Annotated in this window: 26 protein-coding genes; 14 read left to right on the forward strand and 12 right to left on the reverse strand. The window is 72.1% G+C overall.

Annotated elements, in window-relative coordinates; all coding sequences use genetic code 11:
• Window positions 1-144 precede the first annotated feature (144 nt).
• The 3 genes from IG64_RS11760 to IG64_RS11770 form a co-directional block, all read right to left on the reverse strand.
• A complete protein-coding gene (locus IG64_RS11760) occupies window positions 145-1,371 on the reverse strand; it encodes an MFS transporter (protein WP_199811571.1) in 1,227 nt (408 codons plus the stop codon).
• Between the two features lie 573 nt (window positions 1,372-1,944).
• On the reverse strand, window positions 1,945-2,745 hold the full coding sequence (locus IG64_RS11765) for an aminoglycoside phosphotransferase family protein (protein ID WP_037854843.1): 801 nt from the start codon (window positions 2,743-2,745) through the stop codon (window positions 1,945-1,947).
• A gap of 420 nt (window positions 2,746-3,165) precedes the next feature.
• Window positions 3,166-3,471 (reverse strand): ArsR/SmtB family transcription factor, encoded by a 306-nt coding sequence (locus IG64_RS11770; protein ID WP_037854844.1) that lies wholly within the window; start codon window positions 3,469-3,471, stop codon window positions 3,166-3,168.
• 83 nt (window positions 3,472-3,554) lie between these two features.
• Between IG64_RS11770 and IG64_RS11775 the strand changes: the two genes are divergently transcribed.
• The 3 genes from IG64_RS11775 (at window position 3,555) to IG64_RS11790 (ending at window position 5,134) form a co-directional block, all read left to right on the forward strand.
• Entirely contained in the window at window positions 3,555-3,932 is a 378-nt protein-coding gene (locus tag IG64_RS11775) for a VOC family protein (RefSeq protein ID WP_234438477.1), read from the forward strand.
• Between the two features lie 753 nt (window positions 3,933-4,685).
• Complete coding sequence (locus tag IG64_RS41125) at window positions 4,686-4,862, forward strand: hypothetical protein (protein ID WP_158771542.1); 177 nt, start codon at window positions 4,686-4,688, stop codon at window positions 4,860-4,862.
• Window positions 4,859-5,134, forward strand: a complete 276-nt coding sequence (locus IG64_RS11790; protein ID WP_037854849.1) for a hypothetical protein — start codon at window positions 4,859-4,861, stop codon at window positions 5,132-5,134. Before IG64_RS41125 ends, IG64_RS11790 begins: the two co-directional genes overlap by 4 nt.
• A gap of 265 nt (window positions 5,135-5,399) precedes the next feature.
• Here IG64_RS11790 and IG64_RS11795 read toward each other — a convergent pair whose 3' ends face one another.
• Window positions 5,400-5,852 carry an Rrf2 family transcriptional regulator gene (locus IG64_RS11795; RefSeq protein WP_037854850.1) on the reverse strand — a complete coding sequence of 151 codons (453 nt, stop codon included), beginning with the start codon at window positions 5,850-5,852 and terminating at the stop codon, window positions 5,400-5,402.
• A gap of 126 nt (window positions 5,853-5,978) precedes the next feature.
• Here IG64_RS11795 and IG64_RS11800 point away from each other — a divergent pair, with 126 nt between their 5' ends.
• The gene (locus IG64_RS11800) at window positions 5,979-6,734 is read left to right on the forward strand and encodes an SDR family NAD(P)-dependent oxidoreductase (RefSeq protein WP_037854852.1); all 756 of its coding nucleotides are present in this window, start codon (window positions 5,979-5,981) and stop codon (window positions 6,732-6,734) included.
• Window positions 6,735-6,943: 209 nt separating this feature from the next.
• On the opposite strand, the gene IG64_RS11805 is transcribed toward IG64_RS11800, so the two are convergent.
• The 6 genes from IG64_RS11805 to IG64_RS42110 all read right to left on the reverse strand — a co-directional run bounded on the left by IG64_RS11805 (window position 6,944) and on the right by IG64_RS42110 (window position 11,479).
• Window positions 6,944-7,345, reverse strand: a complete 402-nt coding sequence (locus tag IG64_RS11805) for a nuclear transport factor 2 family protein (protein ID WP_037854854.1) — start codon at window positions 7,343-7,345, stop codon at window positions 6,944-6,946.
• Window positions 7,346-7,367: 22 nt separating this feature from the next.
• Window positions 7,368-8,222, reverse strand: a complete 855-nt coding sequence (locus IG64_RS11810; RefSeq protein ID WP_037854855.1) for an alpha/beta fold hydrolase — start codon at window positions 8,220-8,222, stop codon at window positions 7,368-7,370.
• Window positions 8,223-8,343: 121 nt separating this feature from the next.
• Window positions 8,344-8,820, reverse strand: coding sequence for a winged helix-turn-helix transcriptional regulator (locus IG64_RS11815; protein ID WP_037854857.1), 477 nt, complete (start codon window positions 8,818-8,820; stop codon window positions 8,344-8,346).
• Between the two features lie 296 nt (window positions 8,821-9,116).
• The gene (locus IG64_RS11820; protein WP_037854859.1) at window positions 9,117-9,542 is read right to left on the reverse strand and encodes an HIT family protein; all 426 of its coding nucleotides are present in this window, start codon (window positions 9,540-9,542) and stop codon (window positions 9,117-9,119) included.
• A gap of 93 nt (window positions 9,543-9,635) precedes the next feature.
• On the reverse strand, window positions 9,636-10,742 hold the full coding sequence (locus IG64_RS40325; protein ID WP_324609569.1) for a DMT family transporter: 1,107 nt from the start codon (window positions 10,740-10,742) through the stop codon (window positions 9,636-9,638).
• Between the two features lie 71 nt (window positions 10,743-10,813).
• The gene (locus tag IG64_RS42110; protein ID WP_234438478.1) at window positions 10,814-11,479 is read right to left on the reverse strand and encodes a hemerythrin domain-containing protein; all 666 of its coding nucleotides are present in this window, start codon (window positions 11,477-11,479) and stop codon (window positions 10,814-10,816) included.
• A gap of 649 nt (window positions 11,480-12,128) precedes the next feature.
• Here IG64_RS42110 and IG64_RS11835 point away from each other — a divergent pair.
• The 7 genes from IG64_RS11835 to IG64_RS11865 all read left to right on the forward strand — a co-directional run bounded on the left by IG64_RS11835 (window position 12,129) and on the right by IG64_RS11865 (window position 19,599).
• A complete protein-coding gene (locus IG64_RS11835) occupies window positions 12,129-13,415 on the forward strand; it encodes a flavin-containing monooxygenase (protein ID WP_037854862.1) in 1,287 nt (428 codons plus the stop codon).
• A 10-nt stretch (window positions 13,416-13,425) separates the two neighbouring features.
• Entirely contained in the window at window positions 13,426-13,899 is a 474-nt protein-coding gene (locus tag IG64_RS11840; protein ID WP_051812708.1) for a RidA family protein, read from the forward strand.
• The gene (locus IG64_RS11845) at window positions 13,896-14,570 is read left to right on the forward strand and encodes a DUF1028 domain-containing protein (protein WP_037854863.1); all 675 of its coding nucleotides are present in this window, start codon (window positions 13,896-13,898) and stop codon (window positions 14,568-14,570) included. Before IG64_RS11840 ends, IG64_RS11845 begins: the two co-directional genes overlap by 4 nt.
• On the forward strand, window positions 14,570-15,769 hold the full coding sequence (locus IG64_RS11850; RefSeq protein ID WP_420709913.1) for a M20 family metallopeptidase: 1,200 nt from the start codon (window positions 14,570-14,572) through the stop codon (window positions 15,767-15,769). Before IG64_RS11845 ends, IG64_RS11850 begins: the two co-directional genes overlap by 1 nt.
• A complete protein-coding gene (locus IG64_RS11855) occupies window positions 15,766-17,178 on the forward strand; it encodes an aspartate ammonia-lyase (RefSeq protein ID WP_037854865.1) in 1,413 nt (470 codons plus the stop codon). The genes IG64_RS11850 and IG64_RS11855 overlap by 4 nt, the downstream gene beginning before the upstream one ends.
• 65 nt (window positions 17,179-17,243) lie before the next feature.
• Window positions 17,244-18,632: an MFS transporter gene (locus IG64_RS11860; protein ID WP_078883940.1), complete on the forward strand. Its 1,389-nt coding sequence runs from the start codon at window positions 17,244-17,246 to the stop codon at window positions 18,630-18,632.
• 40 nt (window positions 18,633-18,672) lie between these two features.
• Window positions 18,673-19,599, forward strand: a complete 927-nt coding sequence (locus IG64_RS11865) for a LysR substrate-binding domain-containing protein (RefSeq protein WP_037854867.1) — start codon at window positions 18,673-18,675, stop codon at window positions 19,597-19,599.
• A gap of 30 nt (window positions 19,600-19,629) precedes the next feature.
• On the opposite strand, the gene IG64_RS11870 is transcribed toward IG64_RS11865, so the two are convergent.
• Complete coding sequence (locus IG64_RS11870; RefSeq protein WP_037854869.1) at window positions 19,630-20,247, reverse strand: TetR/AcrR family transcriptional regulator; 618 nt, start codon at window positions 20,245-20,247, stop codon at window positions 19,630-19,632.
• 269 nt (window positions 20,248-20,516) lie between these two features.
• Between IG64_RS11870 and IG64_RS11875 the strand changes: the two genes are divergently transcribed.
• From IG64_RS11875 to IG64_RS11885, 3 genes are all read left to right on the forward strand, one after another.
• Window positions 20,517-21,989: an aldehyde dehydrogenase gene (locus tag IG64_RS11875; RefSeq protein ID WP_037854870.1), complete on the forward strand. Its 1,473-nt coding sequence runs from the start codon at window positions 20,517-20,519 to the stop codon at window positions 21,987-21,989.
• A gap of 52 nt (window positions 21,990-22,041) precedes the next feature.
• The gene (locus IG64_RS11880) at window positions 22,042-23,409 is read left to right on the forward strand and encodes an aspartate aminotransferase family protein (protein ID WP_037854872.1); all 1,368 of its coding nucleotides are present in this window, start codon (window positions 22,042-22,044) and stop codon (window positions 23,407-23,409) included.
• A 164-nt stretch (window positions 23,410-23,573) separates the two neighbouring features.
• Window positions 23,574-25,064: an APC family permease gene (locus IG64_RS11885; protein WP_234438479.1), complete on the forward strand. Its 1,491-nt coding sequence runs from the start codon at window positions 23,574-23,576 to the stop codon at window positions 25,062-25,064.
• 128 nt (window positions 25,065-25,192) lie between these two features.
• Here IG64_RS11885 and IG64_RS11890 read toward each other — a convergent pair whose 3' ends face one another.
• Window positions 25,193-26,449 carry a benzoate/H(+) symporter BenE family transporter gene (locus IG64_RS11890; RefSeq protein ID WP_037854874.1) on the reverse strand — a complete coding sequence of 419 codons (1,257 nt, stop codon included), beginning with the start codon at window positions 26,447-26,449 and terminating at the stop codon, window positions 25,193-25,195.
• Between the last annotated feature and the right edge of the window lie 103 nt (window positions 26,450-26,552).

Genomic DNA, 26,552 nt, shown 5'->3' on the forward strand with positions numbered 1-26,552 from the left:
AACAACAGCAACAACGCCGGCCGCAGGCGCATGACCCGTGTCCAGGGCCGAGGTCCGGGGACCGAGTCCGCAACCGGCCGTTCGGACCGTTCGCCAGGCGGCAAGGCCCGGGTGTACCAGGTCTTCAGGAAGGCCCGGGGCGGGTCAGGCGTTGTCCGGCCATGCCAGGCGTCGGGCGTAGTGGACCCCTACGGCACCGACCATGAGGGCGGCTGTCACGCCACCCAGGGTCATGGCCGTCGAGGGTGAGCCGGCGTCGACGACGAGTCCACCGGTCAGAGCGCCCAGGGAGATCGTGGCCTGGAACGACGCGGTGAACATGACGGAAGCAGCTTCGGGGGTGTCGGGACTCGCCTTGACGAACCACGTCTGGGAACAGACAGGGACTGCCCCGTATGCCACGCCCCAGACGATGAGGAGGACGATCGTTCCCGCATTCCCATGCCCCAGAACGGGCAGGAGCGCGGTGGCGGCGGCAATCCCGCCGGCGGCGGTGGCGAAGGTGGCCCGGGGGTGGCGCGCGACCAGGGAACCGCCCAGGAAGTTACCGAGGAGGCCCGCTGCTCCGTAGATGAGCAGGAAAGCGGTGATGAGCCCGGAGCTGACGTCGGTGACCTGCTCGAGGAACGGTGTGACGTAGGTGTACGCGCCGAAGTGGGCCAGCACGACCAGCACGGTCAGGAGCAGTGCGAATCGGGTGGCAATGCTGCTGAGCATGCCGCGCAGCACGCGCAGGCGGGTGGTCTGGTGAGGTGGCAGTGACGGCGTGACGACCAGCAGCATGACCAGGACGGCGACGGTGAGGCCGCCCATGGCGATGAATGCGGTGCGCCATCCGGCCAGGTCGCCGACGAGTGTGCCGGCCGGCACTCCGAGCACGGAGCCCAAGGGTACTGCGGAGAAGATCACCGCTGTGGCTCGGCCGACTGATCCGGCGGGCACCAGGCGTTCGGCCAGTGAGGTGCCGATGGACCAGAAGCCGCCGATCACGATGCCGACGACGACGCGGGAGACCAGAACCAGCCAGTAGTCGGGGGCTGCTGCCGCCAGGAAGTTGGCTGCGGCGAGCATGACCATGAAGACGCACAGCATCAGGCGGCGGTCGATCCGCGCGGTCGCGAGGGTGACGACGGGGGCGGCGATCGCCGCGAGGAAACCGGGCATGGTCATCATCAGTCCGGCCATGCCGTCGGAGATGGTGAAGTCGGCGCCGATCCTGGTCAGAAGTCCGATGGGGAGGATCTCTGTGGTGACGATGGAGAAGATGCCCAGCATGACCGCGACGACGGCCAGCCATCCGATCACCGCGGAGCGGGGCGGTGAATCGGTCCCGCCGGGGGCGCGCCTGGTGGCGGTGGTGGATGCAGCCATGGAATCCGTCCTGTGATGTGTGTGCTGATGCGCGATCAGTTCAACAGGCGGAGCGGGGCACAGGCTGGCAGATCTGCGACATCAGCGCTGTCCGGAAGGGTGATGTCGCAAATCTGCTCGTGCACGTCCCTATGGGCGCTCCAGATCACGGGTTGGGGGCAGGAGACCGCCGACGACCGCCGCAGGGAAGGTCATCGTGCAGGGCGAAGACATCGGAGCGTGGACGGCGGCGTAGTGCACGGGGTGGAACCGGCTGATGCCCGTGCAGCAGTACCTGTCAGAGTCACTGGGGCCGCAGGCCCGGGCGTGAACTCGGGCGGCGGCACGGCGGGAGGCGGCACGCGCGGTCAGCCTGGCAGCGGCGCGGCAGTTCCGCGAGCGGGACGGCACCGCACCCAGGGACACCCGCAAGGCGGTGGAAGTCCTCCCGACGGAACGCAGATCAAGCTCAGCTCGGCACCGTCATCGGCGACACCCGGCGCCCCGCCCACGAGCTCACCGCCGAACGGCCGCGCACAATGGGCCCTCAGCCTGCGCTGGCAGATCACTTCGCATGCCGAACGTGCGAACCGGTCAGTTCAGCAGTGCGGCCGTGAACGTCTTGCGGTGGTCGGCGAGCCATGTCTGCAAGCGGTCCCAGCGCTCCCATCCGCCACGCTCGGCCAACGCCTGGAGATAGCCAGGGTCACCGTCGGCCACGCGGCGGGCGACGAAGGTCCGGCAGACCTCCGTGGCCTGTTCGATGACGCTGGGCAGGTCGGCGCGGTCCCCCGCCGAGAGGCCGTAGCTGTCGGCGAGGATCCGCAGCCGTGCGGGCGCGTCCAGCCCGCGGGGGTGGACAGCGGCCGCGGATCCGGGATCCAGCACGGGCACCCAATAGCGGGCGCACATGGCCACGTCCCACAGGGGACGGCCCGGGGCCGCGAGGTCGAAATCGATCAGGGCGGCGGCACGGCCGTCGCGGAAGACGACGTTGTCCGGGCATACGTCGTTGTGGCACAGCATCGTTCCCCCCTCCGGGTCGGCCAGATCCCCAGGCCACTCGGCATGGAGGTCGACCGCCACCGCCGCGCTGGTCTCATGCAGGCGCCGCAGCAGACTCCCCACCGATTCAAGGGCACCCTTGGTCATTGCCCAGTGCGGGTACGGCGGCAGAGCCACGTCGCCCGGGATGAAGGTCAACTGCTCGCGGCCGTCGGCGGTGAGACCGACGGGGGCCGGCGCAGCGTCGAAACCGTGTTCCTCCAGCGCCAGGAGATAGGCGTGCAGGGCGGGCGCGTTGGGCGGTGCCGGACGGTCCACCGACCGCCCCCGGCGGAAGACCGCCCCCGCGTTCATCATCCCGCCGGCCAGCGCCTCGTCCTCAGCCGTCATGAGGATCACGCTATCGCCAGATCGACCCCGCGCGCGGGCCGGCCCGCGAACTCGGCGCGGACAAACACCCAAGGCCACATACCAGGCCAGGGCCATCCGAGCCGACGTCTGCCAGGGACACACTCCGGTACGCGCGGCCGGCGGCCCGCAGATGCCGGGCCGCGGTACGGCCGGCGATCTCCATGCCGGACCGGCTGCACCACCACCGCTCCCCTCCTCGTGATTCGAGGAAGACACGGCGCAGGAGGTCGCGCTCGTGGCGGGCGAGGGCGCAGCAGTCCGGCGCCGTCAGGGAGACCGGCACCGGCTCCTACCGTCTCGCCGGCACCGAGCCCGCGCCGACCAGCACGCTGCTGCCGGATGACCTGGAAGCGGCGCCTGCCGGGCCGCGTTCCACCGGCGGGGCGGCGGACGACGCGGCTACGGCACTCTTCGTCCGCCTTCGGCCAACACGGCGGCGAGGAGACCCGGGAAGCGGGTGTCGAGTTCGGCGCGGCGCAGAGCCATCAGGCGTGCCTTTCCGATCCGCCGCGTCCGCGTGATCCCGGCTTCGCGCAGGATCCGCCAATGATTGGACAGCGTCGATCTGGGCACGTCCACGCCGTCGGGGCTGCACGCGCTCTCACCGTCCTCGGCCATCCGGCGGACCAGTGCCAGCCTGACCGGATCGCCCAGGGCATGGAGCACCACAGCCAGGTCCAGGTCCGCACGGTCGGGCTGTTGCACCGGTCCTCCTCGTCTTCGCCCCCGTCACACCCGTAGTATGCAGATCGCTTCGATGTTTCGGGAAAATCGAAATGATCTAGGAGATGACCGTGACGGTGCTCGCCACCCTTGCCCGCGTCTACGTCGACGACCTGGACGTAGCACTGCCGACCTTCGTCGAGCTGACCGGAGAGCAGCCCCGGCTGCGCTTCACCTACCGCGGTCTGAACCTCGCGAGCGTGGGCGGCTATCTGCTGCTGGCAGGTTCGGAAGAAGCCCTGGCCCCCTATCGCGGCACCCACGCCACCGCGATCGTCGATTCCGTCGACCAGGTCCTGAGCATCACCGAGCAACACGGCGGAGAAGTCCTCGACGGTCCCAACGAGGTGCCCACCGGCCGGAACCTGACCGTGCGGCACCCCGGAGGCGCGACCATCGAGTACGTGCAGTTCGACGCGGCCGCACGGTCAGCCTTCGCATGAGCTGACTCAGCCGGCACGGGCAGGCGCGCGCGGTGGCGCCGTCACAACTGGTGGACATCCACGGCCCGCTGCCCGCTCCCGGCGGCCCGAACTCCTTGATGGACGCTGTCCTGAGAAGTGGGCGAAGCCGGGCGGCCGATCACGCTCACGCCCAGGCGGCGAGCGGTCGCATCTTGCCGACCGGCGACGACGAGACCCATGTCGGCCCGGAGCACCAGAAGACCCTGCCGGCACGGGCCCGCCACATGAGACGGATGCCCGGTCCTGCGCCGTCGCCGCCGCGGGGTCAGGGGCTCTCGACCGTACTGATCCTGGCCTTGGAGACGTCCACCGAGTTGGGGATCATCGCCTGGGCCTTCACCAGGTTGCGCAGCAGAAAGGGCGAGTCCGGCGTCCGCACCCGGCGTCCGCCTCGCAACCGCGCATGCCGACGGCGTCGTCGCGTACCTGGACGACGCGTTCGTGGGCGTCGGCACGGTACGTCGGCCCAGCGAGCCGTTCAGGACGGTCCGTACGCTCGCCCGGGCGTCCTCGCCCGGGCGTACGGCACGCCCCTCGCCGCCGCCGCGGCGTCCCGCACTAGGCCCGTCGACTCGGCGGCCCGGCAGGCCGGTCGTGCCACCGTATCCGGCGTGAGGATGCGCCGCGCGGGCACTTGAGTGTCATGAACGCGTTGATCAAGCGGCCGAGGAAGCCATCGGACTCACCGTCACCGGGCGCGCATCCGCCGTGCGACCGCCCCCGTCGGGGGAGGTGAGCATGCTCTTCCTGGTCGTCGCGCTGCTCCTGCTGGGGCTCCTGGTGGGAGCGGCCGCCTATCTCCCGTGGCCCGTCACCCTGGTCCTCGCAGCGGTCATCCTCGTCTGGCTCGCGGTCTTCACCGTGCGCGAGCGCAGGCGCCGGCACGACCCGAGGAGGGTCCGCGCATGAGGCTGACCGCACCTGCCTCCCACGCGACGGGCCGTCGGGACACCGAGGGCATGGCGGTGGCCTCCTTCGTGCTCGGCCTCGTCGGACTGCTCGTCCTCAACGTCCTCCTGGGCCCGATCGCGATCGTCCTGGCCCTCGTCGCGCTCCGCCGGGGCACACCCCGCCGCTTCCGCGCCCTGCTCGGACTGGGCCTCGGCATCGCAGACCTGGCCGTGCTGGGCGTCCTGGCGTCCGTACACGGATCGGCGCCCTGGTCGGTGTGGGGCGGCTGACAGCAGGCGGCGGACAAGACCACGAGGACCTTCCGGCACCGCCGCGAGCACGCGGGCCAGGCGTCGCGTGCCGGGCGCCCCTGATGTCCGGGGTTCCGGATGCGGCCGCGGCAGCGGCCTGTCTCGCGCCCGCCCCGACCCGGCTGCTCCGCGCCGGCTCCGCGGGCCCCTCGGGGCGCTCCCCGACGGCGCCACCGCGTGCCGCCCCCGGCGGCGCCGCGCAAGGACCGCCTTGTGCGGCCGGAGTCGGCGGGCCAGGGTGAGGTCAGGGTTTGACGGGAGGCCGACGGGGTGCCGCGAGTACGTCCTGGAGTACGTTCTCGAGCGTGACGCGGGCCAGCTCGCGTCTCAGGGTCTCCTCGATTCCCTCGTAGATGCCCTGCATCGCCGGCTGGATGCCGTGACCCACCACGCATCCTTGGTCCGGGGTGGTGCGGTGCATCGCGAACAGCGGGCCGGGTTCCACTGCCTCGTACACGTCGAGCAGGGTCATCGCCCCCAGCTCACGCGCCAGCGACCAGCCCGCGCCCACGCCTCTGCGGGATTCCACGAGCCCGGCCCTGCGCAGTTCGCCGAGCAGACGCCTGATCACCACGGGGTTGGTGTTCGCGCTGGTCGCGATCTGTTCGGAGGTGGCGACCTCATGGCCCTGGCGCTGGTAGAGACCGATCCAGGTCAGCGCGTGGGCGGCAATGGTCAGCCTGCTGTTGGCACTCATGGACCCCTCCTCAGCCGCGACGCTTCATGCTACGGCAGCACAGTCGTAACAGCGAAGGTTGCATCAAGCTGTCGTAACAATTAACGTTGCGACTGCCGCGAAGGGTCAATCAACGAGGTGAGAAGAATGAGCAAGCCACTCACGGGCAAGGTCGCCCTCGTCACCGGGGGGTCGCGGGGACTGGGCGCCGCGACCGTGCGACTGCTGGCCGAGCAGGGCGCCGACGTCGCCTTCACCTATGTCAGCTCCGAGAAGCAGGCGCAGGCTGTCGTCGACGAGGTGCACGGCAAGGGAGCGAAGGCCGTCGCCTTCAAGTCCGACCAGGCGGACACGAGCCGGGCGCCGGCGCTGATCGACGACGTGGTCGCGCACTTCGGCGGCCTGGACATCCTCGTCAACAACGCGGCGATCTCGGTGGAGCAGGGCCGCAGGGTGGACGACCCCGACGCCGACACCGCCGCGCTGGACCGGATGCACGCGACCAACTACCTCGGCGTGATCGCCGTCATCCGGGCCGCCTCCCGAGTGCTGCGCGCGGGCGGCCGCATCATCACGGTGAGTTCGGGACTGGGCTCCCGGGTCGGCGCCCCGGGCCTCGCCGACTACTCGGCGACCAAGTCAGGGATCGAGAGGTACACGATGGGGGTCGCGCGGGACCTCGGGCCCCGGAACATCACGGCCAACGTCGTGGAGGCCGGACTGATGGAGGGCGGCATGGAAGGGCCGGACCCCGAGACCCTCAAGGCCCTGATCAGCTCGCTGTCCCTGCAACGCATGGGTCACCCCGACGAAATCGCCGCGGCGATCGCCTTTCTTGCGAGCCCCGCCGCGTCGTACATCACGGGCGCGGTGCTGGACGCCCACGGTGGCTACAACGCCTGAACCGGAACCCCTGCCGCGCGCCCGAAGGACATCGCGCCTTCGGGCGCGCTCCGCCGACGGCCCGCGCGTGCGCGGACGGTTCCACCTGCGCGCGAAAGAGGGGAGCCGCGACCGGTCCGCCGCGGTCGACCGGCGGAAGACGGGCAAGTGTCCTCCGGGACACCGCCCTCTTCACGGTCGCAGGACGGGGCCCTGCGTGCCGGAGGAAGTCACATGACCGCATGGGTCTCCAGCGGGCCCGCGGTGATGCGCAGTTCGCGCACGCGGAGCGGTTCCTCGCCCTCCGCGAGGTAGAAGACATGGGTGAACGGGGCGCGGACGACGCGCTCCGGTTCGCTCTTCCTGGCCATCGTCGCCTCGCCGCGCAGCAGCCTGACGCCGTTGTCCGCGGTCCAGAACTCCAGTACCTCGTGAGTGATGTGCAACGGCTCGTCGATCTTGACGAAAAACGCCTTGATGGCTTCGACCCCGTGGATGTGCGCGGTGCCGAAGTACAGGTCGGTGTCGTCGGTGAGCGGTGCGAAGCCTTCGTCGAACGACAGGGTGTCGATGGCGTCCATGAACTTCAGGACCCAGGCGGGGACGTTCGTCGGGTGTGCCGTGTTCGCCATGGCGTAGTTCACTCCGTCGTGGTCAGGCCGCGGTGGGCAGGGCGGCGAGAAAGGCATCGATCTCGGCGTTGACCGCAGCGGGGTTCTCGCGCGCGGCGAGGTGGGCGGTGTGCCGGAGGACGCGGAAGGCGCTGTCCGGGATGGCGTCGGCCATCTTGCGGACCACATGCACGGGGAACTGGCTGTCCTCCTCACCGGCGATGATCAGGACGGGCACGCCCTCGATGGTGCCGAGGCGGCGGTGTTCGTCCTTGCGGCCGATCAGGATGCTGCGCAGTGCCCAGGCCACGGACTTCGGGTCGTCACGGAGGACGACCTTGGTGAACTCGACGAACTCGGGGTTCGAGGCCTCCGCACTCGGCCCGGCGAACGCGCGGCGCGCGGCGTTGGCGGCAAGCGCGGGCATCGTCGAGTTCAGCGACAGGAACGCGGCCAGAGCGGTGGCCCAGATGCTCTCGAACGTCGTGGGCAGCGAGGCGGTGCAGTTGATGCCGACCGCGGCCGCGGTCCGCTCGGGGTGGTAGGCCGGGAAGACGCCGGCGAGCATGCCGCCCCAACTGTTGCCGACCAGCACACACTTGCCGATTCCGAGCGCGTCGAGGATCTCGACGAGGACGGTGGAGCAGTCCTCCAGGTCGATGATCTTCCGCAGCGCGTCGGACTTGCCGTGTCCGGGGCTGTCGATGAGCACGACGCGGTGCGTCGGGGCGAAGTGCTCGTACTGGTACTCCCACATGGTGCCGTCCATCATCAGGCTCGGCCAGAACACCATGGGCCGGCCGTCGGCGCGGCCGCCGACGCGTACGTTGATCAGGCCCAGCGACGTGGGGATGAGGCTCTCGGTGGTGCCTTCGAGCGGGTTCGGAGTGGTCGGCATGGTCGTCCTCCCTAGGAGTCGGAGCGCGGCGCGACCCGGCCGCTGACTAGTAGCGTATTCGAACTAGTTCTGAAACGCTACTAGTGCGCCCGTGGTCCGGATCACGTCCGATACGGAGCGGTCAGCCCGCGCCCTCCGTGTCCGTGCCCTCCTGCTCGGCGGGCAGGGGGCGCAGGGTCGACGCCTCGACCGGCCGGTGGCAGTTGCTGCATGCGAGGTAGGGATCGGTCGGACTGTCACACACGGTGTGCAGGAACCGGTGGCGCGTGCCGTCGCCGTCGCTCGCATGGGCCTCGGCCCAGCGTGTGACGGCCGCGATGGCGGGGACGACGAGTTCCCGGGCGCTGTCGGTGAGCTGGTACTCGTACCACGGCTTGTCCTGGCGGTATGCGCGCTTGGTGAGCAGGCCCAGCTCGATCAGGCTGTTGAGCCGCGCGGTCAGAATGTTCGCCGAGATGCCCAGCGCCCGCTTGAGTTCGCCGAACCGGCCGACGCCGAAGAACACTTCGCGCAGGATCTGGTAGTTCCAGCGCTCCGAGATGGCGGCCAGGAACTCCTGGCCGTGCCTGAAGGTCACATGGTTCTCGCTGCCGGACATGACACTCCCTGGAACAGGTGGGCGTAAATCGGTACTAGTTTGTTTCCAATACTAGTTCTGGTGTGGGGCCCGGTCCGTCCGGGCGCTTGCCCGCCCGGCGGCAGCCCGTAAGGACCCGGGAGGGCACGCGTGAGGTCCCGGGCCTCCCCCGGTGCCCTCATCGGTCCCGCACCGGCCGCAGACCCGAGCGGGGCGCCCGCGAGCAGCGGGCGCCCTCGATGGTCCTGCCCGTCGTCCGCGAGCGAGACCGGCGGACCACGGCCCCGTGGTTGCGCGCACGGACGGTCGGTTCTGGTTCAGCTCCCGGGGCGCTTCTCAGCGGCCAGTGCGCGGGCGAGTTCGGTGGCGGGGTCACCGGCGAACCGGTGCCGGGACCGCCCGGCCGGCCAGGTGGAGATGCCGTCGTCCGGCCACCGCGGGACGACGTGGAAGTGCAGATGCGGCACCGACTGCTCCGATCCCGGACCACTCGCGTTGAGGACGTTCACGCCGGTCGCGTGCAACGCGGAGCGCATGGCGTGGGCCACGCGCCGGACCAGTTCGACGGTCTCGGCCAGGAGTTCGGCGGGAGCGTCGAAGACATCGGCGTGGTGGGATGCCGGTATCACCAGGGTGTGCCCTGGAGCGAGCGGGTTGAGGGGGGCGAACGCGCGGGCGGACGGCGCGCGGGCCACCCACTGGGCGCCGTCTTCACGGATGAGCCGGCAGAAGGGGCACGACATGCCGATGACATTGCCACATGCGGACGGAGCGCCCGACCCCCCAGTCCCCGGTCGCCGATCGGGGGCGGACAGGACAGCACTCGGGGCGCCCCGTCACCCCGTGCCCTCCGGCCGTGGCCGTGCGGCGCTGCCCGAGCCCTCATCGGCCTCACCGGCCTCTTCCCGCCCGCCCGCCGCGTCGCTGAGCAGCGGGGAGCGGGACAGCGTCATCACGGCCGCACCGGCCGCCGCGGCACACGCGACGGCGAGCAGGATGAACAGGCCGCCACGCACCTCCTCATGGAAGACCAGCACGCCCCACAGGATGCCGATCACGGGGTCGGCCATGGTCAGGCCGGGCTGGGTGACCAGCAGGCCGCCCGCGTTCATCGCCGACTGCAGCAGGAACATCGCGCACGCGCCGACCGCGATCATGGACCACAGCTCCCAGCCGGTGAACACAGCGGCCAGGCCGTGGGAATAGGTGTTCGTCACTGCCTTGATGAGTGCGGCGGTCAGCCCGAAGGCGCATCCGGTCGTCACTCCGAGCAGTGCGGCCCGGCGGGTGCCCGACGCCCGGCGCGCCCACAGGACACCGGCCGCGATCAGCAGCACGTTGGTGCCTCCGCCGATCAGCCAGGCGGCCCAGGAGACCGACGAGGACATGCCCTGACCGGGCCCCAGCGCGAGCAGCAGCCCGGCCACGCCCGCGGCCATGACCGCCGAGGCCGCCCACTCGCGGCGGCCCAGCCGGCTCCCGAAGAAGAATCCGGAGAGATCAGTGCCGCCGGCAGGTCCAGGGTGAGCAGCGGCTGCACCTGCGAGATCGGTCCCGATCCCAGAGCGACCGCCTGCAGCAGGAAACCCGCGATCAGCGACAGCACTCCGCCGAGCCACACGGGCCGGTGCAGCAGATGCCACACCAGCAGAAGGCGCAGGTTCTGAGTGGTGGATTCCTCCCGTGCGGCCTTGCGCTGAAGCGCGGACGCCAGGGCGTTCGCCAAGGCGGCCAGCACGGCGAGGAGGGGACTGAGCAAACCGGACCTCCTCGTCCAGCGGGTGGCGATCACCGCGGTGACCCGCGACCGTCACGTCCGGGCTGCTGTCCTGTCCGGTGAGGGAGGCTCCGGCCACCCCCCGTCCCCCGTTCTCCGAGAGGTTCGGATCGGCGGCGTCCGCACTGCACTCTCTCGACCGGGTCCCCTCCGTACCTCCTGTCACTCATGGCGGTGCCGCCAAGCCGCCGTCGTCAGGCCGGTGCCGGGGTGCGGGATGCGGGGTGCGGCCGGGCGTCAGCGTGCCATGCGGTGGCGGACGGCGTCGCGGGCCCGGTCGAGGGGCCCGAGCAGGGGCGCGGCCAGCTTGTTCGTGGCCTCGTTGTTGACCCAGCGGTGCGGCCGGGTCGGCGCGTAGGCCTGGGTGAGTTTCACCTCGGCGCCCAGCATCCGCAGCCGCGTCGCGCTCACCGCCTTGCGCAGGGCGGCGAACTCCTCCCGCTCCTCGCGCGCCGCGTGCCCGGCGACCGCGCGCCGGGCCTGGTTCAGCAGCCGCAGGTATCCGCGTCCTTCCGGTCCGGTGCGCCAGAGCGCCACCAGCAGTTCCTTGGCCTCCTTCTCCTCGTGCCGGCGGCGGGCCGCCAGCTCGCGGCCGTGCTCGAGGGCCCGGCGTGCGACCGGGTGGACATGTGCCTCTTCAGCGGCTTCGTGCACGGCGAGCAGGCGCATGAGCCGGTCGAAGTTCCGGCGCCGCGGCGGTCCGGGCAGAGCGGCTCGCAGGAAGCCGATCTTGATCTGCCGGTGCTGGCGGGTGAGCACGTCGACGGCGTCCTCGCCACCCAGGACGCGTACCGCCTTCGCGGACCAGGCGGGGGCGGTCTTCCCTGCCTTCACCGCGGCCTTGGCGGTCCACAGGGGCTTGGTCGCCGTGGTCACGGCTGCCGTCCTGCCGAGCTTTCCCATGGCTGCCTCCTCACTTCCGGGTCAAAGGTGCTGGGTACCCCGGGCCGGGCGGTGTCATCCGCTGCCGGGGTCTGGCCGGTCCGTCAGCGGCGGGCCGATGACTGCGGGGCCGGGGCCGGGCCACGCCGACAGCGGGTCACGCGAGGTGACCACCGACGCGGCGGCGGGGTGGTCGGCGTGGTTCCGTCGTCACAGCCGGCGCCGAGCCCTGCGGCAGTCTCCGCCTGGACACGGCCGGGGTGCGCTTCCCGGACGGCCCCGAGTGCGGGTCCCGGACCGCCGCGTCCGCCCTCGCGCTCGCGCCCCGGGGGCCGCCGCGCCGCGCCGCCCGGCTGCCGCCCCGGCGTCTGACACACCCGCCGCGGCACCACCGCCGTCCGCGCACCGCCCGCCCGGCGTGACCCACCCCTGTCCCCGGTTCGATGAGGCCCTCCGTGAAATCTGCTGTTCCTGTCCGACTCCGCCCGGTACGGCCGCGGTTACCTGGAGCGCGCCCCGGACGCCGTGACCTGCCCTCTGAATCAAAGAATCAGATCACCTTCAACGGAAACATCTGTTGGACAGGTTTTCCGTCGGGCTCAAGGATGTCTCGTGCGGTAGCGCAGTCAACGCGACGCCGGGATGGACTACCGCCTGAGTGGAGGCTGAAGTGCCCAGTGAAGAAACTGAAGTGGTCGTCGTCGGGGCGGGCCAGGCGGGTATCGCGGTGAGTGAGCACCTCGGTGCCCACGGCATACCGCACATCGTCCTGGAGCGGCACCGTATCGCCGAGCGGTGGCGCTCGGAGCGGTGGGACTCCCTGGTGGCGAACGGGCCCGCCTGGCACGACCGGTTCCCGAATCTGGAGTTCTCCGGCGTCGATCCCGACGGTTTCGCCTCCAAGGAGCAGGTCGCGGACTACCTCGTCGCGTACGCCGAGAAGATCGGCGCCCCGGTCCGGTGCGGTGTCGAGGTCACCTCGGTGCGCAAGCGGACCGGCCGGCCCGGCTTCCGGGTCGAGACCTCGGAGGGAGCCATCGACGCGCGCTTCGTCGTGGCCGCCACGGGGCCGTTCCAGCGGCCCGTGATCCCGCCCGTCGTCCCGGACGGCGCCGTCCCCGTGCAGATCCACTCCAGCGGGTACCGCAATCCGCAGCAGCTGCCCGAGGGGGCGGTCCTCGTGGTGGGCGCCGGTTCCTCGGGGGTCCAGATCGCCGACGAGCTGCGCCGGTCCGGCCGCCGGGTCCTGCTCTCCGTCGGCCCGCACGACCGTCCTCCCCGTCAGTACCGCGGACGTGACTTCTGCTGGTGGCTGGGCGTGCTCGGGATCTGGGACGCGCAGACGCCCCCCCAGGGTGCCGAACACGTCACCATCGCGGTCAGCGGCGCCCGCGGTGGCCACACCGTGGACTTCCGTGCCCTGGCCGGCACCGGCATCGAACTGGTCGGCATGACCGCGTCGTACGAGGACGGCGTCCTGCGCTTCGCGCCGGACCTCGCCGCGAACATCTCGCTCGGCGACGACAAGTACCTGGCGTTCCTGAAGGCGGCCGACGCGTATGTCGAGCGCAACGGGCTCGACCTCCCCGAGGAGCCGCAGGCGCATGTCCTCGGGCCGGACCCGGAGTGCGTGCGCAGCCCCCTCCTGGAGCTCGACCTGGCCGCGGCCGGTGTCACCTCGATCGTGTGGGCGACGGGCTTCGCCACCGACTACGGCTGGCTGCAGGCCGACGCGTTCGACGAGAAGGGCAGGCCGGACCACCGGCGAGGAGTCTCCTCGGAGCCCGGTGTCTACTTCCTCGGCCTGCCCTGGCTGTCCCGCCGCGGGTCCAGCTTCATCTGGGGCGTGTGGCACGACGCCAGGTACGTCGCCGACCACATCGTCACCCAGCGGGGCTACCTCTCGTACGGCACCACCGACCGGCCCGGCCTCACGCCGGCGGTCCAGAACAGCTGAGGAGCAGTCGATGACTTCCACGAGCGAGGGCCGCGGCCGGGTGAAGGACCCGGTCGTCGCGGGCGGGCACACCCGGATCCGGCCGTTCAACACGCGTGACACGTATCCCGAGCAGAACCTCGACAACGACCTCTGCCAGGCCGTCGTCGCCGGCGACACCGTGTATGTGCGGGGGCAGATCGGCCAGGACCTGGACACCAGCGAGTCCGTGGGCATCGGCGACGCCGAGGCCCAGGCCGAGCAGGCCATGGCCAACATCAAGATGCTGCTCGAAGAGGCGGGCAGCCGCATGGAGCACCTGGTCAAGCTGACCATCTACCTCGTCGACCCGCGTTACCGCGAGGCGGTGTACCGCACCGTGGGCCGCTGGACCAAGGGTGTGCACCCCATCTCCACCGGCCTGGTGGTCTCCGCTCTCGCCCGCCCGGAGTGGCTGTGCGAGATCGACGCGATCGCCGTGATCCCCGGGGAGGACCGGGCATGACCATGTCCCTGGTGGTACGCGACGGCGAACGCTTCGGCATCGTGGCCTGCTCGTCGTCCCCGGCGGTCGCCGCCCGCGTCACCCATCTGCGGCCGGGCGTCGGCGCGGCGACCTCGCAGAACATCACCGACCCCACGCTCGGCACGGACCTGCTGGACGGGCTGGCGGACCACGGTGACGCGCGACGCGCCCTGGCCGGCGTCACCGGCGCCGCCCGGAACGCGAAGACCATCGAGTACCGGCAGCTGACCGTGCTGGGCCGCTCGGGGCCCGGGTTCGCGCACAGCGGCGCGCGTACGCTCGGCACGTACGCCTCGGCCACCGCGGACGGCGCGGTGGCGGCCGGCAACCTGCTGTCCGGTGAGCACATCCCGGGCGTCCTCCTCGACGCCTACGCGGCGGCCGCCGGGGAGCTGGAGGAGCGCCTGCTCGCCGCCCTGAAGGCCGCCGTAGCGGCGGGCGGCGAGGAGGGGCCGGTGCACTCCGCGGGCCTCGCGGTCGTCGCGGACGTCAAGTGGCGGGTGACCGACCTGCGGGTGGACTGGGCCGAGGACCCGGTGGACCGGCTCGGCGAACTCCTCGGCGTCTGGCTGCCGCAGCGGGACGACTACGTGCGGCGCGGACTCGACCCCGCCTCCGCCCCCTCCTACGGCGTCCCGGGCGACCTGTGATGGGCGCGCGGGAAGGGCGGTCCGTGGAGGGCGCGCCGCGGGAGCGGCCCGAGAGGGGCGCTCTGAAGGAGGCGGCCCGGCGGGCGGTCGGCCGGCACGCCGAGGAGCTGATCGCGCTGTCCGAGCGGCTGCACGCCGACCCGGAGACCGCCTGGGAGGAGCACCGGGCCGCCGCCGCCGTACCGGAGCCGCTCGACCGCGCCGGGTTCGACGTCACCTCGTCCTACCTGGGTCTGGAGACGGCGTTCCTGGCCCGGTACGGCAGCGGGCCGGTGCGGATCGCGCTGTGCGCCGAGTACGACGCGCTGCCGGGCCTCGGCCACGCGTGCGGGCACAACCTCATCGCGGCGTCCGCGGTGGGAGCCGCGCTCGGCCTCGCGGCCGTGGCCGACGAGGCCGGCCTCACCGTCGAGGTCTACGGCACCCCGGCCGAGGAGGGCGGCGGCGGCAAGATCGAGATGCTGGAGCGGGGCGCCTTCGCCGGGGTGGACCTCGCGATGATGGTCCACCCGGCGCCGGTCGACGTCGCCGAGGCCCGCCCGTTCGCCGTCAGCCACTCCAGGATCGCGTACACCGGGAAGTCCGCGCACGCCGCGGCCTACCCGGAGGCGGGGGTCAACGCGGCCGACGCCTTCACCGTGGCCCAGGTCGCCATCGGCCTGCTGCGCCAGCAACTGCCGGCGTCGGCCAGGGTGCACGGGGTGGTGACCCACGCCGGAGACGCCCCGAACGCCATCCCGGAGCGGACGAGCGGCCGGTGGTACGTCCGCGCGGAGACGCTCGCCGAACTGGCCGAGCTCGAACCGCGGGTGATGCGGGCCTTCGAGGCCGGCGCCCTCGCCACCGGCTGCGAGCTGGAGATCGAGCCGGAGAGCAAGCCGTACGCCGAGTTCCGCACGGACGAGTCCGCCCTCGGGCACTACCGCGCCAACGCCCTCGCCCTCGGGCGGGAGTTCGCACCGCCCGGCCAGGCCGCCCGGATGAACCGCGCCTCCACCGACATGGGCAACGTCTCGCAGGTGGTCCCGGCCATCCACCCCTACATCGGCATCGGTTCCCTGCCCGCCACCAACCACCAGCACGAGTTCGCCGCGTACTGCGTGGGCGCCACGGCCCAGCGGGCCCTGCTCGACGGGGCGACGGCACTGGCGTGGACCGGCGTGGACCGCGGCACGGCGCACGAAGGAGCGGTGGCATGACGGGGACGGACGGGTACCGCACCGAACACGACATGCTCGGTGCCGTCGACGTGCCGGCGGACGCCTACTACGGGGCCCACACCGCCCGGGCGGTGGTCAACTTCCCCCTCACCGGGGAGACCGTGGCCGCCCGGCCGCACCTGATCGGCGCCCTGGCGGCGGTGAAGCAGGCCGCGGCCCTCGCCAACGCCGAGGTCGGCGCCCTGGACGCCACCCTCGCCTCGGCCATCGCGGACGCGTGCGCCGAACTGCGGGAGGGCGCGCTGCGGGAGGAGTTCGTGGTCGACCTCATCCAGGGCGGTGCGGGCACCTCGACCAACATGAACGCCAACGAGGTGATCGCCAACCGCGCCCTGGAACTGCTCGGACACTCCCGCGGCCGGTACGCGGTCCTGCACCCCCTCGACCACGTCAACCTCGGACAGAGCACCAACGACGTCTATCCGACCGCGGTGAAACTGGCGCTGGACGCGCACATCGCCGAACTGCTCGCCGCCCTGGCCCTCCTGCGCGAGGCGTTCGCCGCCAAGAGCGCCGAGTTCGCCGACGTGCTGAAGATGGGCCGCACCCAGTTGCAGGACGCCGTTCCGATGACGCTGGGCCAGGAGTTCGGCGCGTTCGCCGCCACTCTCGCCGAGGACGAACAGCGGCTCGCCGAGGCCAGGGTGCTGCTGCACGAGCTGAACCTCGGCGGGACGGCGATCGGGACCGGGCTCAACGCCCGCCCGGGCTACCGGGAACGCGCCCTGGAGCACCTTCGCCGGCTCACGGGGATCGGGACGCTCGTGTCCGCGCCCGACCTCATCGAGGCCACCCAGGACGTCGGTGTCTTCGTCCAGCTGTCCGGCGTGCTCAAGCGTATCGCGGTGAAACTGTCCAAGATCTGCAACGACCTTCGGCTGCTGTCCTCGGGGCCGCAGGCCGGATTCGGCGAGATCAGCCTGCCCGCGCGGCAGGCCGGTTCGTCGATCATGCCCGGCAAGGTCAACCCGGTGATCCCCGAGGCGGTCAACCAGATCGCCTTCGAGGTCATCGGCAACGACGTGACGGTCACGCTCGCCGCCGAGGGCGGACAGCTCCAGCTCAACGCCTTCGAGCCGGTCGTGTTCCGGAGTCTGAGCGCCGGCCTCGCCCACCTCACCGCCGGGATCGCCGTCCTCACCGAACACTGCGTACGCGGCATCACCGCCGACCGCGACCGGCTGGCGCGGACCGTGGCGGCCTCCGTGGGCCTGGTCACCGCGCTCAGCCCCGCCCTCGGCCACGAGACCGCCTGCGCCCTCGCGCTGGAGGCCCACCACACCGGCAGACCCGCCCTCGACCTCGTACGCGAGCGCGAGCTGCTGACCGAGGCGCAACTGCGCGAGCTGACCAGTCCCGCCTCCCTCACCGGCCTGCCCGTGCTCTGAAGGGCACGGCGTCGGCAGCACCCGCACAGCTCCGGCTTCTCCACCCATCCCCCAAGGAGGCGCGCATGCGCACCTACAACAGCGCCGGCCCGCACGACGGCGCCGGCACGGCGGCCGACGTCGAGGCGGCGACCGACGTCGTCGCACTGCGCAGGAGCGTCATCGCGGGTGCCGTCGGCGTGTTCGTGCACTGGTTCGACTGGGCGGCCTACGCCTATCTCGCCGGCACCGTCGCGACCGTGTTCTTCCCGGCCCAGGACCGTACGACCGGGCTGCTCGCGGTGTTCGGTGTGTTCGCGGTGTCGTTCGGCATCCGGCCCGTCGGTGCCCTGGTGTTCGGGCCGCTGGGCGACCGCATCGGCCGCAAACGCACCCTGTCGCTGGTCATCTTCATGATGTCCGGCGCGACCCTGACGATCGGCCTGCTGCCCGGCTACGCGTCGATCGGCATCGCCGCGCCGGTGCTCATGCTGGTGCTGCGCCTGGTCCAGGGGTTCGCGGCGGGCGGGGAGTTCGGCAGCGCGGCGAGCTTCCTCGCCGAGAGCGCGCCCCGGCGCCGCCGCGGCTTCGGGGTGAGCTGGCTGGAGGCCGGCTCCCTGCTGGGCTTCCTCGCCGGCTCGTTCGTGTTCCTGCTGCTGTCGGCCGGGCTCGACGAGAACCAGCTGACGTCCTGGGGCTGGCGCATCCCCTTCCTCGTCTCCGCGCCGCTGGGCGTCATCGGCTTCGTCATCCGCAGCAGGATCGAGGACACCCCGCAGTTCCGGATGCTGGAGGCCGGTGGCTCCGTCCCGCGCAGCCCGGTGCGGGAGCTGCTGCGCTCGCACCGGCAGCAGCTCCTCCAGGCGGCGGGCCTGATGGCGGCCATGCACGTGCCCTTCTACGCCGTGCTGACCTACCTCGTCACCTACGAGACGGACCACCTGGGCCACTCGGCCGACAGCGCCGCCCTGCTGTCCACGGTGATCTCGCTGCTGGGGCTGGCGCTCGTGCCGCTGTTCGGCATGCTGTCCGACCGGGTGGGACGCAAGCCGGTGTTCGTCGGGGCGACGGCGGCCCTGCTGGTCGTCTCCACCCCGGCGTTCCTCCTGATGCGGACCGGACTCGCCGGGACGTGGGCCGCAGGTCTGCTGCTCGGCGTGATCCTGGCGGCGATCCTCGGCACGTACGCGGTGTGGTCGGCGGAGGCCTTCCCGACCCGGACCCGGCAGAGCGGCCTGTCCATCTCCTACAACATCACCGCCGCCCTGTTCGCCGGCACCGTGCCGTACCTGATGACCGTGCTCATCTCCGCGACCGGCAGCACCCTGGTGCCCGGCCCGTACCTGATGGTGTTCGCGCTCGCCGGCCTGGTCGCCGCCCTGACCCTGCGGGAGACCGCCGGGTGCGCGCTGCTGCACCCCGAGGACGTGGCCGAGGGGCCTGCCCGCGAGACCCCGGTGGACAGTGCCGCATAGGGTCGGCACCGACACCGGTCACCAGGCGCGAGGGTCACGTATGACGGCACCAGTGGGTTTCACGCTCGTTCAGCTCCGCTACTTCCTCGTGGCGGCCGAACGCGGTTCGATGACGGAGGCGTCGGCACAGCTGCACATCGCGCAGTCCGCCGTCTCCACGGCCGTCTACAACCTGGAGCGGGACCTGCAGGTGCAGCTGTTCATCCGCCGGCGGGGGCGGGGCCTGACCCTCACGCCCGCCGGGGAGCGGCTGCGGCAGCAGGCACGGGATCTGCTGGCCCGCGCCCGCGAGATCGAGCGGGAGGCCCGGGGAGACGGCGAGACCCTCTCCGGGCCGGTCGCCGTCGGCTGTTTCGTGACCCTGGCCCCCTCCTACCTGCCGCCCCTGTTCAGCGAGTGCACCCGGCGCCATCCCGGCATCGAGATCGACGTGGTCGAGGCGGAGACCGACCAGCTCGTCCAGGCCCTGGCGTCCGGGCGCATCGACTTCGCCCTCACCTACGGCCTCGGTCTGTCCGCCGATCCGGAGCTGCACAGCGAGACGATCGCCCGCGCCCCGGCCTACGTCATCGTCGCCGCCGGCCACCCGCTGGCCGGCCGGGACAGTGTGGAGCTGGCCGAACTGTCGGCGGAACCCCTCGTCCTCCTCGACCTGCCCCACAGCCGCGACTACTTCCGCTCGCTGGTCGCCGCCACCGGCACCGCCCCCGACGTCCGCTACCGCACCCAGAGCTACGAGACCGTGCGCTCCCTGGTGGCCCGCGGGCTCGGCTACTCGGTGCTCAACCAGCGGCCCGCGACCAGCCAGACCTACGGCGGCGGCGAGGTCGCGGAACTCCGGCTCCGGGACGGCGGCCCCGCCCTCGAAGTCAAGATCGCCACCCTCGGGGGCGTGAACCAGACCGCCCGCGCCCGGGCGGTGATGGACCTGCTGCGGGAGATCGCCGCCCTGGGCGGCGGGGCCTGAGCCGCCGGCCGCTCGCCGGACCCGCGGGGCCTACAGCCCTGCGCAGCCCGTCACCGCCCTCGCGTGGGCCAGGATCAGCTCCTGGGCCCGCTCGGGACGCAGCGCCGCATTGCGGCTGACGACGTGCAGGCCGTACCCGTCCTCCAGGGCCACCAGCCCGTGCGCCAGGTCGTGCGCGGACGCGGCGAGGGAGAACGCGCCGGTCGCTGCGCCGACCTCCAGGGCGGTCGTGTAGAGCGCCACCTCCCGGGCGAACAGGGAGGTCATCAGCTCGGCGTGGCCCGGGCTGCGGCCGGCGCGCCGGTGCAGTTCGTACAGCAGTCCGTGGACGGGATCGTCCGTCATGGCCGGCAGGCCGCTGTACAGCAGGGCCCGCAGCCGCGCCGCGGGCCCTGCCGCGGGTTCCTGGTCGTACGCCCGCTGCCGCGACTCCAGGTAGCTCTCGACCGCGCCCCGGTGCACCTCCAGGACGAGGTCGTCCAGCTCCGGGTAGTAGTACAGGACCGAGCCCTGCGAGACGCCCGCCGCGTCCGCTATGTCCTTGATACGCAGTCCTTCCAGCCCGCGCTCCGCGATGGCCCGTCCCGCCGCGGAGACGAGGGCCTGCCTGCGTGCCGTCTGGTTGCGTGGTCTGCCCGCTTTCCCCATGACGGCCGATTCTCTGTCACCTGAGTCAGCTTTCGCAAGAAGTTCGTGCCAGAGGCATTGACGGTGGGTTCACCTATTGTTTGAATCTCGGCTCAAAGAAACCGAGCAAGCCGAAGAAGAGCCGGGACGGACCCGCTCCGCCGGGCCCTGCCCCGCTCGCACGCCTCCGCCACCTCCGGGCGGCGCCCCCGGGACGGCCCGGCCGGCGCCGGTCCACCCGCACCGGTTCGCGAGGACCCGGCGTCCACGAAGCGATCGAAGGCCACAGCATGCAGACGTACGCCCACTGGCGGCAGCGCGCCGCCGACCTCACGCCCCGCACCCGTCTGTTCATCGACGGCGCGTGGGCCGACCCCGACGGCGACCAGTGGTTCCCCACCGTGAACCCCGCGACCGGCAAGACCACCGCCCGGGTGGCGGCCGGCTCGGCGGCCGACGTCGACCGGGCCGTGACCGCGGCCCGCGCCTCCTTCGAGGACGGCCGCTGGTCGCGCACCGCACCGGCGGAGCGCAAGCGGGTCCTGCTCGCCCTCGCCCGCCTCATCGAGGACAACGGCGAGGAACTCGCCCTGTGCGACACCCTCGACATGGGCAAGCCCGTCGCGGAGTCGTACGGCACCGACGTGCCCGGCGCGGCCGGCGTCTTCACCTGGTACGCGGAGGCCGTCGACAAGCTCTACGACGAGGTCGCCCCGGCCCCGCCCGGCAACCTCGCCCTGGTGCGCCGCGCCCCGCTGGGTGTCGTCGGTGCGGTGGTTCCGTGGAACTTCCCGCTGGACATCGCCAGTTGGAAACTGGCGCCGGCCCTGGCCGCGGGCAACAGCGTCGTGCTGAAGCCGGCCGAGCAGTCCCCGCTGTCGGCACTGCTGCTGGCCGAACTCGCCTCGGCGGCCGGCCTTCCCGACGGCGTGCTGAACGTCGTACCGGGCCCGGGAGAGACCACCGGGCGGGCCCTCGGCCTCCACCCGGACGTGGACTCCCTGGTCTTCACCGGCTCCACGGCCGTGGCCAAGCGGTTCCTGGGTTACGCGGCCGAGTCGAACATGAAGCAGGTGTGGCCGGAGGCCGGCGGCAAGAGCCCGTGCGTGGTCTTCGCCGACGCGGACCTGGAGGCGGCCGCCGAGCGCGCCGCCTGGGGCTTCGTCTACAACGCCGGGCAGGTGTGCTCGGCCACCACGCGCCTGCTGGTCGAGGCGTCCGTCGCCGGGGATTTCACGGCGAGGGTCGCCGAGCACGCCCGCACCTGGCTGCCGGGCGACCCGCTGGACCCGGCCACCCGCCTCGGACCGCTCGTCGACGAGGCCCAGGCGGACCGCGTCCTGCGGGCCGTGCACTCATCGGGCGGCACCGTGGTGTGCGGCGGCACCCGTCCCGGCCGCGACGGCGCCTACCTCGACCCCACCGTCGTCACCGGCCTCGCACCCGGTGCCCCGCTCGTCCGGGAGGAACTGTTCGGCCCCGTGCTGACCGTGCTGCCCTTCCACGACGAGGCCGAGGCGGTCCGCCTCGCCGACGACTCCGTCTACGGGCTCGCCGCCTCCGTGTGGACCCGGGACCTGGGCCGGGCGCACCGCGTCGCCGACGCCCTGCGGGCGGGCACCGTCTCCGTCAACACCGTCGACGCGCTCAGCCCGTTCACCCCGTTCGGCGGCTTCAAGCAGTCCGGCCACGGCCGCGACCTCTCCCTGCACTCCTTCGACAAGTACACCGGCCTGAAGACGACCTGGATCACCCACTCCTGACCGCACCGGCCACACCGCCCGCCCACCGCCACGGACAAAGGACACAGCACTCATGACCCTCGGCACCGCAGATCTCACCCGCCTCGACCGGGCGCACATCATCCACCCCTACCTGCCGGGCAGCGCCACCGAGCGCGTCGTCATGACCGCCGGCTCCGGCTGCCGGCTCACCGACACCGAGGGCCGCAGCTACCTCGACGCCACCGGCGGCCTGTGGCTCGCCCAGGTCGGCCACGGCCGCACCGAACTCGCCGACGTCGCCCACGAGCAGATGAAGAAGCTGGAGTACTTCACCAGCTTCTGGGAGTTCTCCAACGAGCGCGCCATCGAACTCGCCGCGCGCCTGGCCTCCCTCGCCCCCGAGGGCATGAACCACGTCTACTTCACCTCGGGCGGCTCCGAGGGCAACGAGGCCGCCATCAAGATGGCCCGCTACCACCACCACCGGCGCGGGGAGGGCAGCCGCACCTGGATCCTGGCGCGCAGCAAGGCGTACCACGGCATCGGCTACGGCGGCGGCTCGGCCACCGGCTTCCCGGTCTACCACGAGGGCTTCGCCCCGATGATGCCGCACGTCTCCCACCTCACCCCGCCGTGGCCGTACCGCAGCGAGCTGTACGGCGACCAGCCGCTGAGCCCCGCGCAGGTCACCGACTTCCTGGTCCGCGAGCTGGAGGAGCGGATCGCCGAGATCGGCCCGCGGAACATCGCCGCGATGATCGGCGAGCCCATCATGGGCGTCGGCGGCATGCTCGTCCCGCCCGCCGACTACTGGCCCCGGGTGCGCGAGGTCCTGGACCGGCACGGCATCCTGCTGATCTTCGACGAGGTCGTCACCGCCTACGGCCGCGTCGGTGAGTGGTTCGCCGCGCAGTACTTCGGCGTCACCCCGGACATCATCGTCACCGCCAAGGGCATCACCTCCGGATACGTCCCGCTCGGCGCGCTCCTGGTCGGCGACCACGTCGCCGAGGTGCTGCTGCGCGACCACGGCTTCCCGATGGGATACACCTACAACGGGCACCCCGTCGCCACCGCGGTGGCCACCGCCAACCTGGACATCATCGAGAAGGAGGGGCTGCTCGCCCGCGCGACGGGCCTTGGCGCCTTCCTCCACGGCGAACTCCAGGCGCAGCTCGGCGAGTTGCCCGTCGTCGGGGAGATCCGCTCGGTCGGCATGATGCTCGCCGTGGAACTCGTCCAGGACCGCGCCACCCGCGCACCCCTGCCGCTGCACCCCGACCGGATGCCGCACGACGTCATCCGCCGTGAGACCGGCGTGATCGTACGCGACTCCGCGCACAGCCTCGTGCTGTCCCCGCCGCTCGTGATGACCGAGGCCGAGGCCGGGGAAGTGGCCCGCGCGCTGCGCGGTGTGCTGGAGCGCACCGGGCCCACGGGCGAGATCCGCGCCGCCTGACGCCTCCGGCGCGTCCGGCGCCTTCGGGGGCGGTCCGGCCCGTGACGACCGGGCCTCCCCCGCCGGTGTCCCGCCCCGCACCACCCGACACGGACCCCACACCGTAGCGGCGCTCTTCCGTGCGCCTCCTCGCAGTCATTCCTCTCCCCTCCTAGGAACTGCCCGTGTCCTCCAACCTCTCGACGACCGAACCCCGAGCGTCGCGGCCCGAGCCCGGCGGCGCCCTGCAGCGCAGCCTCAAGCGCTTCGACATCACCGCCATGGCCATCGCCGCGGTGATCTCCTTCGACACCGTCGGGCAGATCGCCACCGGCGGCGGCGAGGCCGCCACCTGGACGGCGGTCATCGCCCTGCTGTTCCTCGTCCCCTACGCGCTGCTGTTCGCCGAGACCGGCGCCGCGTTCCCCCAGGAGGGCGGCCCGTACGTGTGGGTCAAGCTCGCCCTCGGCCGGCCGGCCGCCGCGCTGACGACCCTCATGTACTGGGTCACCAACCCCATCTGGCTGGGCGGTTCGCTGGTCTTCCTCGCCGCGCAGACCTGGGACGGCTTCGTCTTCCACCTGGGGTCGGGCACGGTGGCCGACTACGTCTTCAAGCTCCTCTTCGTCTGGGTCGCCATCCTCACGGCCGTGGTCTCCCTGCGGCGCGGCAAGTGGATCACCACGGCGGGCGCGGCGATGAAGGTCCTCGCCCTCGCCCTGTTCACCCTCACCGCGGTGCTCTACGGCGTGCGGCACGGCTTCCACGGCCTGACCGGCACCAGTTTCACCCCGACGACCGCCGGTTTCCTCGCCCTGGTGCCGATCCTGCTGTTCGCCTACGTCGGTTTCGAGGCGCCCAACGCCGCCGGTGAGGAGATGCACGACCCGCAGGCCGACGTGCCGGCCGCACTCGGCCGCTCGGCGACCGTCGCGGCCTGCTGTTACCTGCTGCCGGTCCTCGCCCTGCTGGCCGTCGTCCCCGCCCGCCAGGTCACCGGCATCGGGGGCTTCATGGAAGGCGCCCGCCTCGTCTTCGGCGTCTACGGCGCCGCCGCCGGCCCCCTGCTGAAGATCACCGCCGTCATGTTCGTCCTCGCCCTGCTCACCCAGGGCAGCGCCTGGATGATCGTCAGCGACCGCATGCAGGCCATGGCCGCCGCCGACGGCGGCTTCTTCACCCGCGCCCTCGGCGCCTTCCATCCGCGGCTCGGCACCCCGGTGCGCACCAATCTGCTCTCCGGTGTCGTCGCCACGGTGTTCATGCTCGCCGCCATGCGGCTCGCGGACGGCGACGCGGCCGATGTCTTCGCCGTGGTGCTCACCGTCGCGGTGACCACCCTGCTGCTGTCCTACCTGGTGGTCGTGCCCGCCCTGGTCCTGCTGCGGCTGCGCCGTCCGGACGTCCTGCGGCCCTACCGGGTCCCCTTCGGCACCCGCGGCTTCCTGCTGTGCGCGGCGCTCGTGTACGCCTGGATCGTGATCGGGTCCTGGTCGGCGCTCTTCCCCGGGGTGCTGGAGCACCTCTTCGGCATCGGCTACGCCTTCCACGACGTCTGGGGCGTCTCCCGCGCCTCGTTCGAGACCTTCACCCTGGGCACCGTCGCCGCCCTGCTGGTCGTGGGTGCCGTCGGGGTGGCGGTGGCCCGCCGGGAGGACGCCGCGGAAGGACGATAGACGCGGGGTCACGTGACCGTGCCCGCCCGGGCGCCTGCCGCACCGTCCGGGCGTGGACGGTGCGGTGGCGGCCGGCGGGCATCTCGCCGCCGCGCCACCGGGCCCGTCGGCGCCGGGCCCGGTGGCGCCTACGGAGAGGGAGCCTCGGCCGGGCGGTTCTGTGCGGGTGGCGGGGCCGCCGCCGGGCCCGCGGGCGTCGCCGTGCCGCGTCGTCCGGCGTTCGCGACGAGGGCGGTGAGAGCGCCGGCGAGCAGTCCCCAGAAGGCGGAGCCGATGCCCAGGAGGGTGACGCCGGAGGCGGTGGCGAGGAACGTGACGACGGCGGCCTCCCGCGCGTTCTTGTCGGACAGGGCCGTGGTCAGGGAGCTTTCGATGGTGGCCAGCAGACCGACACCCGCCGTCGCGAGCACCAGGGCGTGCGGCATGGCGGTGAGCAGGGAGGCGACGGTGGCGCCGAACACGCCGACGCAGAGGTAGAAGACCCCGGCCCACACGGCGGCGGTGTACCGCTTGGTCCGGTCCGGGTGCGCTTCCTCACCGGTGCAGATGGCGGCGGTGATGGCGGCGAGGTTCAGCCCGAACGCACCGAACGGGGCGAGCAGGACGTTGACCGCTCCGGTCCACGTCATCAGCGGGGACACGGGGACGCTGTAGCCCGAGGCGCGGAGCACGGCGACTCCCGGCAGGTTCTGCGAGGCCATCGTGACCACGAACAGCGGCACGCCGACGCTGATCAGGACCTTCCAGTCGAAGTCCGGGGCGACGAGGACCGGTGCGGCGAGCGAGACCCGCAGCGTGTCCAGGCGCCATCCACCGGTGAGGACCGAGGCGAGGACGCCGCCGGCGAGGGCGAGCAGCACCGCGTACCGAGGAGCGATGCGGCGTGCCAGCACGTAGAGCACGAAGACGGGGAAGGCGACCGTGAAACTGCCGTGCATCGTGCTGAACAGGCCCGTGCCGAACCGCAGCAGCACTCCGGCGAGCAGGGCCGAGGCGAGCGGTACGGGGATGCGGTCCATGGCGCGGGCGAACCACCCGGTCAGGCCGGTGAGGAGGACGAGCAGGGCCGAGAGGACGAACGCGCCGACGGCCCGCGCCATCGACACCCCGGTGAGGCTGGTGGCGAGGAGGGCCGCGCCGGGTGTGGACCAGGCGGTGACGACGGGTGCGCGATAGCGCAGCGAGAGGCCGACACAGGTGAGGGCGAGTCCGACGCCGAGCGCGAGCATCCAGGAGCCGATCTCCCGGGGGCCGGCGCCGGCCGCCTTCGCCGCGGTGAACACGAGCGCGGCCGAGCTGGTGACGCCGACGGTGACGGCGATCAGGCCGGCCGCCACGGCCGAGGGCGGGGCGGCCGCGCGTACGCGGTCGGTGAAGGAGGGCATACGGGGCAACTTCCGGGGCGGGCGGGACGGCGGCTTGCGGTGGGCGCCCGGCAGGGGCGCCCACGAGCGTTCCGTAAACAGAACGTTCTGTTTGTGGAACACT

It is taken from the genome of Streptomyces sp. NRRL S-340 (genome assembly GCF_000720185.1).
Classification (GTDB): Bacteria; Actinomycetota; Actinomycetes; order Streptomycetales; family Streptomycetaceae; genus Streptomyces.

Bases quoted from the DNA above. Each gene is read 5' to 3' on its own strand.
- IG64_RS11855 (WP_037854865.1), top strand. From the start codon at position 15,766: ATGACGGGGACGGACGGGTACCGCACCGAACACGACATGCTCGGTGCC.
- IG64_RS11890 (WP_037854874.1), bottom strand. From the start codon at position 26,449: ATGCCCTCCTTCACCGACCGCGTACGCGCGGCCGCCCCGCCCTCGGCC.
- IG64_RS11850 (WP_420709913.1), top strand. From the start codon at position 14,570: ATGGGCGCGCGGGAAGGGCGGTCCGTGGAGGGCGCGCCGCGGGAGCGG.
- IG64_RS11795 (WP_037854850.1), bottom strand. From the start codon at position 5,852: ATGAGTGCCAACAGCAGGCTGACCATTGCCGCCCACGCGCTGACCTGG.
- IG64_RS11870 (WP_037854869.1), bottom strand. From the start codon at position 20,247: ATGGGGAAAGCGGGCAGACCACGCAACCAGACGGCACGCAGGCAGGCC.
- IG64_RS11805 (WP_037854854.1), bottom strand. From the start codon at position 7,345: ATGGCGAACACGGCACACCCGACGAACGTCCCCGCCTGGGTCCTGAAG.
- IG64_RS11760 (WP_199811571.1), bottom strand. From the start codon at position 1,371: ATGGCTGCATCCACCACCGCCACCAGGCGCGCCCCCGGCGGGACCGAT.
- IG64_RS11875 (WP_037854870.1), top strand. From the start codon at position 20,517: ATGCAGACGTACGCCCACTGGCGGCAGCGCGCCGCCGACCTCACGCCC.
- IG64_RS11775 (WP_234438477.1), top strand. From the start codon at position 3,555: ATGACCGTGACGGTGCTCGCCACCCTTGCCCGCGTCTACGTCGACGAC.
- IG64_RS11845 (WP_037854863.1), top strand. From the start codon at position 13,896: ATGACCATGTCCCTGGTGGTACGCGACGGCGAACGCTTCGGCATCGTG.
- IG64_RS42110 (WP_234438478.1), bottom strand. From the start codon at position 11,479: ATGGGAAAGCTCGGCAGGACGGCAGCCGTGACCACGGCGACCAAGCCC.
- IG64_RS11765 (WP_037854843.1), bottom strand. From the start codon at position 2,745: ATGACGGCTGAGGACGAGGCGCTGGCCGGCGGGATGATGAACGCGGGG.
- IG64_RS11865 (WP_037854867.1), top strand. From the start codon at position 18,673: ATGACGGCACCAGTGGGTTTCACGCTCGTTCAGCTCCGCTACTTCCTC.
- IG64_RS11860 (WP_078883940.1), top strand. From the start codon at position 17,244: ATGCGCACCTACAACAGCGCCGGCCCGCACGACGGCGCCGGCACGGCG.
- IG64_RS11820 (WP_037854859.1), bottom strand. From the start codon at position 9,542: ATGTCGTGCCCCTTCTGCCGGCTCATCCGTGAAGACGGCGCCCAGTGG.
- IG64_RS11800 (WP_037854852.1), top strand. From the start codon at position 5,979: ATGAGCAAGCCACTCACGGGCAAGGTCGCCCTCGTCACCGGGGGGTCG.
- IG64_RS11840 (WP_051812708.1), top strand. From the start codon at position 13,426: ATGACTTCCACGAGCGAGGGCCGCGGCCGGGTGAAGGACCCGGTCGTC.
- IG64_RS11790 (WP_037854849.1), top strand. From the start codon at position 4,859: ATGAGGCTGACCGCACCTGCCTCCCACGCGACGGGCCGTCGGGACACC.
- IG64_RS11815 (WP_037854857.1), bottom strand. From the start codon at position 8,820: ATGTCCGGCAGCGAGAACCATGTGACCTTCAGGCACGGCCAGGAGTTC.
- IG64_RS11810 (WP_037854855.1), bottom strand. From the start codon at position 8,222: ATGCCGACCACTCCGAACCCGCTCGAAGGCACCACCGAGAGCCTCATC.
- IG64_RS11880 (WP_037854872.1), top strand. From the start codon at position 22,042: ATGACCCTCGGCACCGCAGATCTCACCCGCCTCGACCGGGCGCACATC.